Source organism: Paraburkholderia sp. 35.1 (genome assembly GCF_050436525.1).
GTDB classification, from domain to species: Bacteria; Pseudomonadota; Gammaproteobacteria; order Burkholderiales; family Burkholderiaceae; genus Paraburkholderia; species Paraburkholderia tuberum.
Map to the genome: position 1 here is coordinate 2,386,820 of NZ_JBNDMJ010000003.1, position 13,843 is coordinate 2,400,662.

Consider the following 13,843-nt stretch of genomic DNA (forward strand, 5'->3'; position numbering starts at 1 on the left):
CGCTGCTCACTGAGCCGGCGTGTCCTTGAACACCGGCAGGCTTTCCGCGAACGCGGAAAACTTCTCGAGCCGCGGATGATCGGCCTTGCTGACCGCCTCCGGCAGCATCATGTGCGTGAACTGCCAAGCTACGGCGACGGCCACGTCCGCCGCGCTGAACTGCTGCTGCGTGTCGGGCAGCGGCCCTTCGCCCAACTCGCGTTCGAGTTCGGCATAGGCGGCGAGCAGTTGCGCGCGCACGCGTTCGACCCACGGTTCATGCTGCTTCTCCTGAGGCCGCAGATTGCGCTCGTAGACGATCTGCACGCTCTTTTCGCACGCGGCGAGCGCGAGGCCCGTCAGACGCGCGGCGCGCAACGCCGCGTCGGCTTGCGTCGGGAACAGCGGGGTGGGGCCGACGAGCGTTGCCAGATACTGCAGGATCACCGTCGAGTCCATCAGGATCGCGCCGTTGTCGGCGACGAGCGTCGGCGCCTTGACGACCGGGTTGATCTTCGCGAACTGGTCGTAGGTGCGGAAAACCGAAATCGACTCGTGTTCGAAGTCGAGCGCGAGCAGCTTCATGCAGATGGCGACGCGCCGCACGTAGGGCGAGTCGAGCATACCGATCAGTTTCATCTCGTTTCCATGAGAAGAGCGACTATGGGGCGTCCCGGGCCTCGTGCGCTGATCGGCTGGAACGGCTAGCGGTGGCGCGGCGCGTGACGCGTGGAATCGCTAGCTTAAGCATCCTCGCCGGCTCAGTCCAGCGCGGGCAGCACGCGCGGACGGCGGTCGCTGTCGGTGGCGACGTAGGTGAGGATCGCTTCCGTGACCTTGACGACTTCCTGCGAGAGCCTCAACCGCTGCGCGTAGACCTCGACCGACACTGTCACCGACGTATTGCCGGTCTTCACGATATCCGCGTAAAAGCTCAGCAGATCGCCGACGAACACCGGTTGCTTGAACAGGAAAGAATTAACCGCGATCGTCGCGACCCGCCCATTCGCGCGACGGCTTGCCGGAATCGAGCCGGCGATGTCGACCTGCGCCATGATCCAGCCGCCGAACACGTCGCCATGAATGTTCGCGTCCGACGGCTGCGGCATGACGCGCAGCGCGCACGGCTTGGACGGAAGTTGAAGAAGATCGGTCATCGGGACATCCTTGGGAAACGTGTTCGAGTGTATTGACGCGCATTGACGCAATGGCTGGGCCAGTTCGACAGTAGGCCATGCAAAGCGCCGCCAGTCGGCTTCTGCGACAATAGAAAGATCAGGAATTGTACGGGAAAGCACCCAGCGAAGCGCGCGAGCCGCGCGCCGCTGCGAACTCCGGCAGCTCCACACTCTCCCCACGATTTATGCGCCGCGCTCCTTCGTCCGAACCCTCGCCGATTTCCACCGCACCCCGCAACGACTGGCAAACGATCCTGTCGCTGCTGCCATACCTTGCCACCTACAAATGGCGAGTCGGCTTCGCGCTCAGCTGCCTGATCGGCGCGAAGGTCGCGAACCTCGGCGTGCCGATCGTGATGAAGCGCATCGTCGACAGTCTCGCGTCGGTCCGGCATCTGACCGCGCTCGGCCGCGCGCAGGACGCGCCCGGCATCGTGCTGCTCGGCGGCGTCGGCTTGCTGGTGGTCGCGTATGCGGTGGCGCGGCTGTCCACTTCGTTTTTCACCGAGCTGCGCGAAATCCTGTTTTCGAAAGTCACGGAAAGCGCGGTGCGCCAACTCGCGCTGAAAGTATTCCGCCATCTGCACGGACTGTCGCTGCGCTTTCATCTGGAGCGGCAGACGGGCGGCATGTCGCGCGATATCGAACGCGGCACGCGCGGCATCACGCAGCTGATTTCCTATTCGCTGTACAGCATCCTGCCGACCCTCGTCGAAGTCGGTCTCGTGCTCGGCTTTTTCGTCGTCAAATACGAGGCCTATTACGCGATCGTCACGTTCGTCGCGCTCGCGGTGTACATCGCGTTCACGGTGAAGGTCACCGAGTGGCGCACGCACTTTCGCCGCACCATGAACGAGCTCGATTCGAAGGCGAATTCGCGCGCGATCGACTCGCTGCTCAACTACGAGACCGTCAAGTACTTCGGCAACGAGGAGTGGGAAGCGAGCCGCTACGACGAGAACCTGAAGCGCTATCGCGCGGCGGCGATCAAGTCGCAGCGTTCGCTGTCGGCGCTGAACTTCGGGCAGCAGGCGATCATCGGCACGGGGCTCGTGTTCATCCTGTGGCGCGCGACCCAGGGCGTGATGGCCGGGCGTCTGACGCTCGGCGACCTGGTGCTGATCAACACGTTCATGCTGCAGCTGTATATTCCGTTGAATTTTCTCGGCGTGGTCTATCGCGAGCTGAAGCAGAGCCTGACCGACATGGACCGCATGTTCTCGCTGCTCGGCGCACCGCGGGAAGTACCCGACGCGCCCAATGCGGTGGCTTTGCAAGTGAGCGGCGCGCAGGTGCGCTTCGACGACGTGAGCTTCGCGTACGAGCCTTCGCGGCAGATTCTGCACGGCGTGAGCTTCACGATCGCGGCCGGCACGACGACGGCGGTGGTCGGCCACAGCGGCTCGGGCAAGTCGACGCTCGCGCGGCTGCTGTTCCGCTTCTACGATCTCGACCGCGCGACGGGCGGCGCGATCCGCATCGACGGGCAGGATATTCGCGACGTCACGCAGGATTCGCTGCGCGCGTCGATCGGCATCGTGCCGCAGGACACGGTGCTGTTCAACGACTCGATCTACTACAACATCGCGTACGGTCGGCCGTCGGCGACGCGCGACGAAGTGATCGCGGCGGCGCGCGCCGCGCATATCCACGAGTTCATCGAGAGTCTGCCGAAGGGCTACGACACGCCGGTCGGCGAGCGCGGGCTCAAGCTGTCCGGCGGCGAAAAGCAGCGCGTCGCGATCGCGCGGACCATACTCAAGAATCCGCCGATCCTGTTGTTCGACGAAGCGACGTCCGCGCTCGATTCACGCTCCGAGCGCGCGATCCAGCATGAGCTCGACCTGATCGCGCGCGAACGCACGACGCTGATCATCGCGCACCGGCTGTCGACGGTCGTGCACGCGCAGCAGATCATCGTGATGGACAAAGGGCGCATCGTCGAGCGCGGCACGCACGCGGAGCTGTTGCGCGCGAACGGTTTGTTCGCGCAGATGTGGGCGCTGCAGCAGCGCGCCGCGCACACCACGGATGCGGTGGAAAGAGCGGAAGCAGTCGGGGCAGGTGAGAGCCCGGCGAAGTAAAGCTCAGCGCGCGCGCAGCAGCCGATCGAGCGCTTCCAGCTGCGCCTGGGTGCCGATGTTCTCCCACAAGCCTTCGTACAGCTCGCCGCTCGCGAGCCCACGCGCGATGGTCGCGCGGTAATACGGGCTCAGCGCGCGCCGCGTGCCGCGCGGCAGATCGCGGAACATGCGCGTGTCGTACAGACCGAAACTGCCGAACGTGAGGCGCGGCTGCGCGTCGAGCGACAGCACGCCATCGACGAGACCAAAGTCGCCGTTCGGGTGAAACGCCGGGTTCGGCACCATCACCAGATGCATGCCGGGCTCGGGCAGCGCCTTCAGCCGGCCGGCGTGCGCGTGCAGCGCGGCGTAGTCGTACTCGGTGTACACGTCTCCGGCCACCGCGACGAACAACTGATCCGCGCCCTCGTCGGTCAGTAGCGGCAGCGCCTGCGCGATGCCGCCCGCGGTCTCCAGCGCCTCGTGCTCGGGCGAATAGCGCAGCTCGACCTGCCAGCGCGAACCGTCGCCGAGCGCGGCTTCGAGCTGCGCGCCGAGCCACGCATGATTGATCACGATGCTACGGATGCCGGCCCGCGCGAGCCGTTCGATCTGCCATACGATCAGCGGCTTGCCGCCCACTTCGAGCAAGGGCTTCGGGCAGGCGTCGGTCAACGGACGCATGCGCTCGCCGCGGCCCGCGGCGAAAATCATCGCTTTCTTTACGGACATCGTCATCGGTCAGAAGGTGTAGCCGATTTCCTGCGCGCGGCCGTCGAGGTCGTCGAGCAGTTTCGCGAACCCGCGCAGCGGCGTGTAACGCTCCGCCACCTTGCGTGCATAGCCGATGAAGCGCGGCAGGTCGTTCATGTAATGCGCCTTGCCGTCGCGGTAGTTGATGCGGCAGAACAGGCCGAGCACCTTGATGTGCCGCTGCAGCCCCATCCATTCGAGCTGGCGGTAGAACTCGCCGAAATCGGCATCGACCGGCAGGCCGGCTTTTTTGGCGCGCTCCCAGTAGTACGCGAAGCAGTCGAGCTCGAACTCCTCGTCCCAGCTGAGGAACGCGTCGCGCAGCAGCGACACGACGTCGTACGTGATCGGCCCGTACACCGCGTCCTGGAAGTCGAGCACGCCTGGGTTCGGCTCGGCGATCATCAGATTGCGCGGCATGAAATCGCGCAGCATGAAGCTTTGCGGCTGCGCGCGCGCGCTCGCGATCAGCAGCGCGAACGTGCGATCGAGCAGCGCGCGCGTGGCGGCATCGACCTCGCGGCCAAGGTGCCGGCCGATGAACCACTCGGGCATCAGTTCCATCTCGCGGTGCAGGAACGCTTCGTCGAAGGGCGGCAGCACGTCTTCGCGCGAGCTGAGCTGCCAGCGGATCAGCGCGTCGAGCGCGTCGCGCATCAGCGCGCGAGCCGCGCGCGTGTCGCCCGCGGCCTGCGCGTCGGTCAGCGCGCCCAGATACGACGCGGTGCCGAGATCGGTGACGAGCATGAAGCCCGCGTCGAAGTCGACCTCGAGCACGCGCGGCACGTGCACGCCGGCGGCGGCGAGCAATTGCGCGATCTGTGCGAATTCGCGGCATTTTTCGGGCGGTGGCGCGTCGACGGCGATCAGCGTGGCCGCGCCGTTGCCTTGCGCCGCCTTACCGGCGAGCCGGAAATAACGGCGGAAACTGGCGTCGGACGAGGCCGGAACGAGGGTGTCGGGCTCGAGCGCATGGCGCGCCGCGTGGCTTTGCAGCCAGGCCTTGAGCAGGGAGAGACGGGTGTCGGTGAAATCTTGGGTGGAAGGCAGCGTCATGAAAAGCGGCGGCAAATTCTTGGGGACAACGTCTTGCCATATAATACCCCACGACTTTTTTGACGCGACTCACACGCCAGCTTTCGCGTGCTCCGTTTCACCGCCCGCCTTATTACTCGGCAAATTGGGAATCCAGACGTGCAGCCGACTCTTCCGGTCGCGGTGTGCAGGCGGTGGATCGTGACGACGGAAGCTTGCGCACGGGTCGACTCGCCAAACGATACATGCCGCCCAGACAGCTTTCCGATACCACTCCTTCCTGTGCAGTAGTGCCGCGCAAAAGGCGGCTCGTCGCGGCGCTGATCGCCGTTCCGGGCCTGATGCCCGCGCTTGCGCACGCCCAGCTGGTGGGGGAAGCTGCGCAACCGCAGGCGGTCTACCCGCCGTGGGGCATGCAGCTTGCGCCGCAGCTCGAGGATCATCCGTTGCAAACGGGCCAGCGGCCGGCCACCTTCGTGCTCGGCGACCACGCGAGCGGCACGATCGACCAGGATCTGGCCGCCAAGGGCTCGGCGGAAGTGCGGCACAACACATCCGTGATCAAGGCCGACGCCCTGCACTACGATCAGGACACGGACATGGCCGATGCGTACGGCAATGTCCACGTGATCAATACCGGCAATACCTTCATCGGACCCGAAGCGCATCTGCGCGTCGATTCGACCGAAGGCTTCATGACCGCGCCGAAGTACCACTTCACGCTGACGGGCGGCTCGGGCAGCGCGCAGCGCGTCGACCTGCTCGACGCCGAGCGCTCCGTGTTCACGAAGGGCACCTACACGGCCTGCGCGTGCACGGACAATCCGGCCTGGTACATCAAGGGCAGCGAGTTCGATTTCGACACCGGCGCCGACGAAGGCGTCGCCTACAACAGCGTGCTGTTCTTCCAGGGCGTGCCGGTGTTCGCGTCGCCATGGCTGTCGTTCCCGCTGTCGGGCGATCGGCGCAGCGGCCTGTTGCCGCCCACGTTCTCGCTGAGCTCGACGAACGGTTTCGAGCTGTCGGTGCCGTATTACTTCAACATCGCGCCGAATCGCGATCTGACGGTCACGCCGCGTCTGATCTCGAAGCGCGGTGTGCAGTTGCAGAGCACGTTCCGCTATCTGTCGCCGACGTATTCCGGGTCGATCACCGGTGAATTTCTGCCCGACGATCGCCTGACGAAGACCAACCGCTACGCGCTGTACATCCAGCACAACCAGAATTTCGGTAACGGCTTCGGCGGCTACATCTATTACAACAAGGTTTCGGACAACACCTATCCGGAAGACCTGTCGTCGTCGGTCAACCAGTTCATGAACGGCACCCAGCTCCTGTATCAGCAGGAAGCCGGGTTGACCTACAACAACGGACCGTGGTCCGTGCTCGCGCGCGAGCAGCACTGGCAGACGCTGGAGCCGTCGGTCGCGCCGTACGGCCGCCAGCCGCAGTTGAACGTCAAGTACGCGAAGTACAACATCGGCGGCTTCGATTTCGGTGCCGAAGCCGACTACACGAACTTCCGCATCACCACCGCGGATCTGAGCGAAGGCCAGCGGGTGCTGTTCAACCCGTACCTGTCGTATTCGGTGGTGGGGCCGGGCTACTTCGTCACGCCGAAGGTGCAGTGGCACTTTGCGTCGTACAACCTGAACAACATCGGCACCGATCTGGCGAACGTGCCGGGGGCGCAGAAGAATTTCACCGAGTCGATTCCGACCTTCACGTTCGACACGGGACTGACGTTCGAGCGCTCGGTGCGCATTTTCGGCGCGGACTATATTCAGACGCTGGAGCCGCGCCTGTACTACGTGTACACGCCGTACCGCAATCAGAACAACGCGCCGCTGTTCGATACCGCCGAATCCGACTTCGGTCTCGCGGAAATCTTCACGCCGAATACGTTCGTCGGTAACGACCGGATCGCCGATGCGAACCGCCTGACCGCCGGTCTCACCACGCGCTTCATCAACCCGTCCACCGGCGACGAGCGCGCGCGCTTCGTGATCGCGCAGCAGTATTACTTCCGGGATCAGCGCGTTACGCTGACGCCGACCCAGACCAGTACCCAGGCCACGCACTCGGACCTGATCGCGGGAGCGTCGATCAAGCTGGGCGCCGGTTTCGCTTCGGAAACGGCGTTCCAATATAATGCGGACAATAACCAGCTCACGAAGACGAGTGTCGGCTTCGGGTTCAGTCCGGCGAGCGGCAAGGTCGTCAACGTCGCGTACCGCTACACGCGCGCCAACACCACGCTCGACAACCAGCCGATCAATCAGGTGCTGATTTCGGGCCAATGGCCGCTGACGCACCGGATGTACGGTGTCGGCCGGTTCAACTACGATCTGGGTGGCCACCGTGTCGTCGACGGCCTGGTCGGCCTGCAATACGACGCGGACTGCTGGACGCTCGGCGCCGGCATCCAGCGCTACGCGAACGGCCTGAACTCGTCGGGACAGAATCAGTCGAGCACACGGTTTCTGGCGCAGTTGACGTTCAAGGGCTTGTCGAGCGTCGACAACGGGCTGATGACCGCGTTCCGCAGCAGTGTGGCCGGCTACATGCCGTTGCCGCCACCGCCACCGCCGGAGTCGCGGTTCACCAACTACGAATGACGCTCGCCCGGTCATTCACGGCTTGCGAAAAGACGGGCGAAGCGCCCGACATCATTGGAGTATCTGTGGCAATCATGAAACAGCTTCGCTTGGCAATACTCGCGGCGGGTCTCGTCGCCGCGGCGTCCTTCCTTCCAGTCGCGTCGGTACAGGCGCAGGCATTGGCCGGCAATAGCGGCCAGACGGTGGACACCATCGCCGCAGTGGTCAACAACGGTGTCATCACGCAGCGCGAGCTCGACGAGCGGGTCGGTCTGATCGCGCACCGGCTGAACCAGCAGAACGCTCCGGTGCCGCCGACGGACCAGTTGCGCCAGCAGGTGCTCACGCAGATGGTGCTCGAGCGCATCCAGCTGCAGAAGGCCAAGGAAGACGGCATCACCGTCGACGACGCGGCCGTGCAGCGCACGCTCGAGCGTCTCGCGCAGGCGAACAACATGTCGCTGGCCATGTACCGCGCGCGCATCGAGGCGCAAGGCGTGCCCTGGACCACTTTCACGAGCGACGCGCGCACGGAGCTGACGCTGTCGCGTCTGCGCGAGAAGGAAGTGGATAGCAAGATCACGGTGACGGACGCCGAGGTCGCGAACTATATCGCCAGCCAGCGCGGTCCGGGCGCCGGCCAGACGAACGACCTGCACATGCAGCACATTTTCGTGAAGGCGCCGCTCAACGCCTCGGAGACCGACATCGAGGCGGCGCAGAAGAAGGCCGCGGCTCTGCTCGCCGAAGCGAAGGGCGGCGCGAATTTCGAAAAGCTTGCGAAAGCCAATTCGCAGGCGCCGGACGCGTCGAAGAACGGCGGCGATCTCGGCTTCCTCGCGCCGTCGAAGCTGCCGCCCGAGTTCGTGAAGGCCGCGTCGGCACTGCGTCCGGGCGAGATCGATCCGGATCTGATCCGCACCAACGACGGCTTCGAGATCGTGCGTCTGGTCGAGCGCCGTGCCGGCCAGGGCACCAGCGCGGACGCGCCGAAGCTCGTGCAGACGCACGTGCGCCATATTCTGCTGCGCGTCGGCGACGGTCAGTCCGAACCGCAGGCACGCCAGAAGCTGCTCGACATCCGCAACCAGATCGCCGCCGGCGGCGACTTCGCGAAGTTCGCGCGCACCTACTCGCAGGACGGCTCGGCGTCGCAAGGCGGTGACCTCGGCTGGGTCAGCCCGGGCGAGACGGTGCCCGAGTTCGAGCGCGCAATGAACTCGCTGCAGGACGGTCAGATCAGCGAACCGGTGCGCAGCGAATACGGCTACCACCTGATTCAGGTGCTCGGCCGCCGCGATGCGCAAGGCTCGATTGCGCAGCAGATGGATCTCGCGCGTCAGGCCATCGGCCAGCGCAAGGCGGAACAGGCATATGCCGACTGGCTGCGCGAGCTGCGCGATACCGCGTACGTCGAAGTGAAGCCGGCCACGGCGAACGTGCAATAACAGAGTCAATGCGATGACGAGCGCTGCCCAGCCCACCCACCGCCCGCTGCAGATCGCGATCACGACCGGCGAGCCCGCCGGCGTCGGTCCCGAGCTGACCGCGCAGGCGCTGGCCGGCGCGGCGGCGCACTGGCCTCAGGCGCAGTTCACCGTGCTCGGTGATGCGCAACTGCTCGCTGAGCGCGCGCGCGCGGTCGGCGTCGATTGGGCGGCGCTGCTCGCGCCAGGCCCGCGCGTGCGGCTCGAACATCACTCGCTTGGCGCACCAGCGCAGGCTGGCAAGCTCGACGCCGCGAACGGCCGCTATGTGCTCGATCTGCTCGATGCGGCGATCGAGGGCGCGGTGGCCGGCAGGTTCGACGCGATCGTCACCGCGCCGCTGCAAAAAAGCACGATCAACGACGCCGGTGTGCCGTTTACCGGCCACACCGAATATCTGGCCGAGCGCACCCATACGCCGCGCGTCGTGATGATGCTTGCGGGCACCGGCAAGCGGCCGCTGCGCGTCGCGCTTGCGACCACGCATCTGCCGTTGAAGGACGTGTCGGCGGCTTTGACGATCGAAAGCCTCGTCGCGACGCTGCGCATCATCGATCACGACCTGCGTCATCACTTCGGCTTGCCCGCGCCGCGCATCCTCGTGACGGGGCTCAATCCGCACGCTGGCGAAAACGGCTATCTGGGCCGCGAGGAAATCGACGTGATCACGCCGGCGTTGCGGCAGGTGAACGGCGAGGGCGTCGACGCGCGCGGTCCGTATCCGGCCGACACGCTGTTCCAGCCGCGTTATCTCGACGAAGCCGACTGCGTGCTCGCGATGTTCCACGACCAGGGCCTGCCGGTGCTGAAATTCGCGACGTTCGGCGAAGGGATCAACGTGACGCTCGGCCTGCCGATCATCCGCACGTCGGTCGATCACGGCACCGCGCTCGATCTGGCCGGCACCGGCCGCGCCGACGCGGGTAGCCTGATGGCCGCTATCGACACGGCGGTGTCGATGGCGCAGCATCGTCGCGCGGGCTGAGGCGCGGGTAGCGTGAGCGGTCGCGGTGCTCGTGACGCGCCGCGTGGCGTCGTGTTTCCACCGTGACGTCTTTCATTCTCAAGCAGTTTTCTTTCTAGCGTTTCTCCGATGTCCACCAGCAGACAGCAAGGCCGGCACCAGGGCCATCTCGCGCGCAAGCGTTTCGGTCAGAACTTCCTGGTCGACATGGGCGTGATCGATTCGATCGTCGACGTGATCCGGCCGCAGCGCGGCGAGCGCATGGTCGAGATCGGGCCGGGCCTCGGCGCGCTGACCGAGCCGCTGATCGAGCGGCTCGCGACGCCCGACACGCCGCTGCACGCGGTCGAACTCGACCGCGATCTGATCGGCCGTCTGAAGACGAAGTTCGGCAACCTGCTCGAACTGCACGCGGGCGACGCGCTCGAGTTCGACTTCGGCTCGCTCGCGGCACCGGGCGACAAGGCGTCGCTGCGCATCGTCGGCAATCTGCCGTACAACATTTCGAGCCCGCTGCTGTTTCATCTGGCGACGTTCGCGGAGCGCGTGATCGATCAGCACTTCATGCTGCAGAACGAGGTGGTCGAGCGGATGGTGGCGGAGCCGGGCACGAAGGCGTTCAGTCGCCTGTCGGTGATGCTGCAGTACCGCTACGTGATCGACAAGCAGCTCGACGTGCCGCCCGAGTCGTTCCAGCCGCCGCCGAAGGTCGATTCGGCGATCGTGCGGATGATTCCGTACGAGCGGCACGAACTGCCGGTGGTCGACGAAAGCGTGCTCGGCGGGGTGGTGACGGCGGCGTTCTCGCAGCGTCGCAAGATGTTGCGCAACACGCTTGCCGCGCTGCGCGACACCGTCGATTTCGACGCGCTCGGCTTCGATCTGCAACGCCGCGCGGAGGACGTGCCGGTCGCCGAATACGTGAGTGTGGCGCAGGCGGTGGCGGCGCGCTCGGCCGCTGCGGCGGAATAGACTCGACGCTCGACGGCGGAGGGTGCCGTCGTCGAGCCCGCTTACCGTTTCGCCGGCGCGTTGACGAGCGCGATGCCGGTCAGCACCAGCAGCGCGGCGATCAGAAAGCGCGCGCTGAACGACTCGCCGAGCAGGAGCACGCCGAAGGTGACGCCGAACAGCGGCGTCAGAAACGAAAACACCGACAGCCTCGACGCGATGTAACGCGTCAACAGCCAGAACCACAACAGATAGCTGACGAACGCGACGATCACGGCTTGATACGCGAGGCTCGCGAGCGCGAGCGGCGTCACGCTTTCCACGCGCACCTCGCCGAGCCCCAGCGCCAGCGCGAGCAGCACCACCGCCGACACAGTCAGCTGATAGAACAGCGTCTTGCTCGCGCTCGTCCGCGCGAGCCGCGAGCCGCGCACGATCACCGTGGTCGCGGCCCACGCGATGCCGCCGAGCACGCCGAGCGCATCGCCGGCCGCGCCCGCGAGCGTCGAGCCGTAGGCCGCGCTTGCAGCCGTGCCCGCGTCCGTGTGCAGGAAGCCGTCCGCGAACGCGAGCGCCATCCCCGCGAACGCGACGACAATGCCGAGCCACTGGATGCGCCGCATGCGTTCGCCATCGACGAACCAGTGCAGGCCGAGTGCCGTGAAACACGGCGCCGTGTACAGAAAGACCGCCATGCGCGACGCGCTCGTCAGCGTCAGGCCGAGAAAGATGCAGACGAACTCGGCCGCGAACAGCACGCCCGCAAGCAGGCCCGCGCCGAGCGTGCCGTCATCGCGAAAGAGCGGCGTGCCGCGCGAGCGTGCCCATGCCCACACGAGCAGCGCCGCGATCGTCGAGCGCAGTCCCGCCTGAAAGACCGGCGGCACCGCCGCATTGGTGGTCTTGATCGCGACTTGCTGCAGCCCCCAGATTGCGCACAGGCCGATCATCAACAGGATCGCGAAGCTATCCGGGGCGCGGCGCGCGGGCAGGGCGGTGGTCGTGCTCATGGCGGTGTGGTGAAGAGGTGGAGAGTGCACGGCGAGCCGGTCGGTCCGGTGCGCGGCGAAAACGCCGAGCGTCAGTAGTCGGCGTTTTTTGATGGCGTCGGCACGAGGCAAGATTGCGGGCGAATTCGCCCGGCGTCAATTCGCCGGGTGCAACGTGAAGCCGGGCTGTGTTTTCATCGTTCTGGCTGACAGCGCGACTCGTGCTCGCCACCGGACGTCAGTCGACTCGCCTCTTCTTCTGTATCAGCTCGATCTTGTACCCGTCCGGATCGGCGACGAAGGCGATGACAGTCGTGCCGTGTTTCATGGGCCCAGCTTCGCGTGTAACGACACCGCCGCGTTTCTTCACTTCTTCGCATGCCGCATAGGCGTCGTCGACTTCGAGGGCGATGTGACCGTAGCCGGTTCCGAGGTCGTACTTGCTCGTGTCCCAGTTGTACGTCAGTTCGATCGCCGCGCCTTCGGATTCGTCCTCGTAACCGACGAATGCGAGGGTGAACTTCCCGTCCGGGTAGTCGTTCTTTCGAAGCAGGCGCATTCCTAGAACTTCGGTGTAGAACCGGATCGATGCGTCCAGATCACCGACTCGAAGCATGGTATGCAAGATTCGCATGAGGACTCCTTTGATAGTTTGTCGATAAATGCGTCGACCTGCGGCAATTGTAAATGATTGCCGTATAGCTTGAGCCCGCAGCCGCGCCGCCCGCCCGGCCCACTGCGGACTCGATGCGCATCGTGGAATTCGATCGGATCTATTTGAACAAAAAAGTATGGGCAATAAGGGTTTGTGTGCGGTTGCCGGTTTGATATTAGTGTCCAACACTCAGCATCAATCCGGTTCGTCAGATAGCAGTCTGATATATCGGACAATCGATGCGTGACCCGGCGATTCGTTGAGCGTGCAGACAGGCGCTGAAGCCGATTCGTCCGCTCCGGACCACTCTTCTCCGCTTAGGACCCTGCCATGAAGCTTGCCAAACGAGGCGCCCAAGCCGCCTTTCTGTTCGCTGTTGCCGGATTGCTCGCCATCACCGGCTGCACCAAGGTTGCCACGCCAGGGCAGAGCGCAGCGGCATCCCCCTCGACGCTTCAGGCCGTGCTGCAGCGAGGCACGCTGCGCGTCGGCGACTGCCTGACGTTCGCGCCGTTCGGGTTCTATAACAAGGACGGCCAACCAGACGGCTATGACGTGGACCTCGCGAAGGAACTCGCGAAGCAGATGGGCGTGAAGCTCGAGGTCGTGAATACGACGAGCGCGAACCGGATTCCGAATCTGCAGACCAGCAAAGTGGATGTCGTGTTCTGCAACTTCACGCGTAATCTGGAGCGCGCGAAGGTAATCGAATTCACGACCCCCTACGTGGTTGCCAGCGAAGCACTGCTGGTCAGAAAAAATAGTGGCGTTCAGTCGATCAAGGACATGGGCGGTCGCACGATTGCGACGGTCAAGGGCTCGACCAATGGCGACGAAGTGCGCTCGCTGAATATCCCGATCAAGATCCAGGAATACGACAGCTCGCAGGCCGCGATTCTTGCTGTCAAGCAGGGACAGGCCGACGCGATGATCGAGGACAACAACTTTCTCGCGTATCAGGCCAAGCTCGATCCTGAACTTGCCGTCACGAACGAAGCGCTGGTCCCGCTCGAATACAACGCGTTCGGTGTCAAGGCCGGCGATCAGGAATGGCTCAACTACCTGAATCTGTTCCTCTTCAACGTCAATGCGTCGAAGCTCAACGCGCAGCTCTACAACAAGTGGTTCGGCACCGATCCGCGCTACCCGCTCAATCCGCAGTTTTGAGGAGCGGGAGATGCCGATATCT

12 protein-coding genes are annotated in these 13,843 nt (G+C 64.8%); 6 read left to right on the top strand and 6 right to left on the bottom strand.

Translation table 11 applies throughout. From position 1 onward, the window contains the following. Positions 1-6: 6 nt before the first annotated feature. Together OKW27_RS31155 and OKW27_RS31160 are read right to left on the bottom strand one after the other, a co-directional pair. On the bottom strand, positions 7-618 hold the full coding sequence (locus OKW27_RS31155; RefSeq protein WP_429335738.1) for a glutathione S-transferase family protein: 612 nt from the start codon (positions 616-618) through the stop codon (positions 7-9). 122 nt (positions 619-740) lie between these two features. Continuing rightward, positions 741-1,136, bottom strand: coding sequence for an acyl-CoA thioesterase (locus OKW27_RS31160; RefSeq protein ID WP_429335739.1), 396 nt, complete (start codon positions 1,134-1,136; stop codon positions 741-743). Between the two features lie 206 nt (positions 1,137-1,342). Between OKW27_RS31160 and OKW27_RS31165 the strand changes: the two genes are divergently transcribed. Then, a complete protein-coding gene (locus OKW27_RS31165) occupies positions 1,343-3,241 on the top strand; it encodes an ABCB family ABC transporter ATP-binding protein/permease (protein WP_429335740.1) in 1,899 nt (632 codons plus the stop codon). Between the two features lie 3 nt (positions 3,242-3,244). Here the strand turns inward: OKW27_RS31165 and murU are convergent, their stop codons facing one another. Together murU and OKW27_RS31175 are read right to left on the bottom strand one after the other, a co-directional pair. Then, positions 3,245-3,958, bottom strand: coding sequence for an N-acetylmuramate alpha-1-phosphate uridylyltransferase MurU (murU, locus tag OKW27_RS31170; protein ID WP_429335741.1), 714 nt, complete (start codon positions 3,956-3,958; stop codon positions 3,245-3,247). Between the two features lie 3 nt (positions 3,959-3,961). Continuing rightward, complete coding sequence (locus OKW27_RS31175) at positions 3,962-5,029, bottom strand: aminoglycoside phosphotransferase family protein (protein WP_429335742.1); 1,068 nt, start codon at positions 5,027-5,029, stop codon at positions 3,962-3,964. 224 nt (positions 5,030-5,253) lie between these two features. On the opposite strand from OKW27_RS31175, the gene OKW27_RS31180 reads away from it, so the two are divergent. The 4 genes from OKW27_RS31180 to rsmA all read left to right on the top strand — a co-directional run bounded on the left by OKW27_RS31180 (position 5,254) and on the right by rsmA (position 11,031). After that, positions 5,254-7,626 (top strand): LPS-assembly protein LptD, encoded by a 2,373-nt coding sequence (locus tag OKW27_RS31180; protein WP_090805589.1) that lies wholly within the window; start codon positions 5,254-5,256, stop codon positions 7,624-7,626. Positions 7,627-7,691: 65 nt separating this feature from the next. Continuing rightward, positions 7,692-9,056 carry a peptidylprolyl isomerase gene (locus OKW27_RS31185; protein ID WP_429335743.1) on the top strand — a complete coding sequence of 455 codons (1,365 nt, stop codon included), beginning with the start codon at positions 7,692-7,694 and terminating at the stop codon, positions 9,054-9,056. Between the two features lie 13 nt (positions 9,057-9,069). Next, entirely contained in the window at positions 9,070-10,080 is a 1,011-nt protein-coding gene (pdxA, locus tag OKW27_RS31190) for a 4-hydroxythreonine-4-phosphate dehydrogenase PdxA (RefSeq protein WP_090803030.1), read from the top strand. Between the two features lie 108 nt (positions 10,081-10,188). Beyond that, positions 10,189-11,031 carry a 16S rRNA (adenine(1518)-N(6)/adenine(1519)-N(6))-dimethyltransferase RsmA gene (gene rsmA / locus OKW27_RS31195; protein ID WP_090803032.1) on the top strand — a complete coding sequence of 281 codons (843 nt, stop codon included), beginning with the start codon at positions 10,189-10,191 and terminating at the stop codon, positions 11,029-11,031. 41 nt (positions 11,032-11,072) lie between these two features. Here the strand turns inward: rsmA and OKW27_RS31200 are convergent, their stop codons facing one another. Together OKW27_RS31200 and gloA are read right to left on the bottom strand one after the other, a co-directional pair. Continuing rightward, positions 11,073-12,020 (bottom strand): DMT family transporter, encoded by a 948-nt coding sequence (locus tag OKW27_RS31200; RefSeq protein ID WP_429335744.1) that lies wholly within the window; start codon positions 12,018-12,020, stop codon positions 11,073-11,075. 217 nt (positions 12,021-12,237) lie between these two features. Continuing rightward, a complete protein-coding gene (gene gloA, locus OKW27_RS31205) occupies positions 12,238-12,633 on the bottom strand; it encodes a lactoylglutathione lyase (RefSeq protein ID WP_429335745.1) in 396 nt (131 codons plus the stop codon). Between the two features lie 351 nt (positions 12,634-12,984). Between gloA and OKW27_RS31210 the strand changes: the two genes are divergently transcribed. After that, positions 12,985-13,821, top strand: a complete 837-nt coding sequence (locus OKW27_RS31210) for a transporter substrate-binding domain-containing protein (RefSeq protein WP_184034601.1) — start codon at positions 12,985-12,987, stop codon at positions 13,819-13,821. Positions 13,822-13,843: the final 22 nt, after the last annotated feature.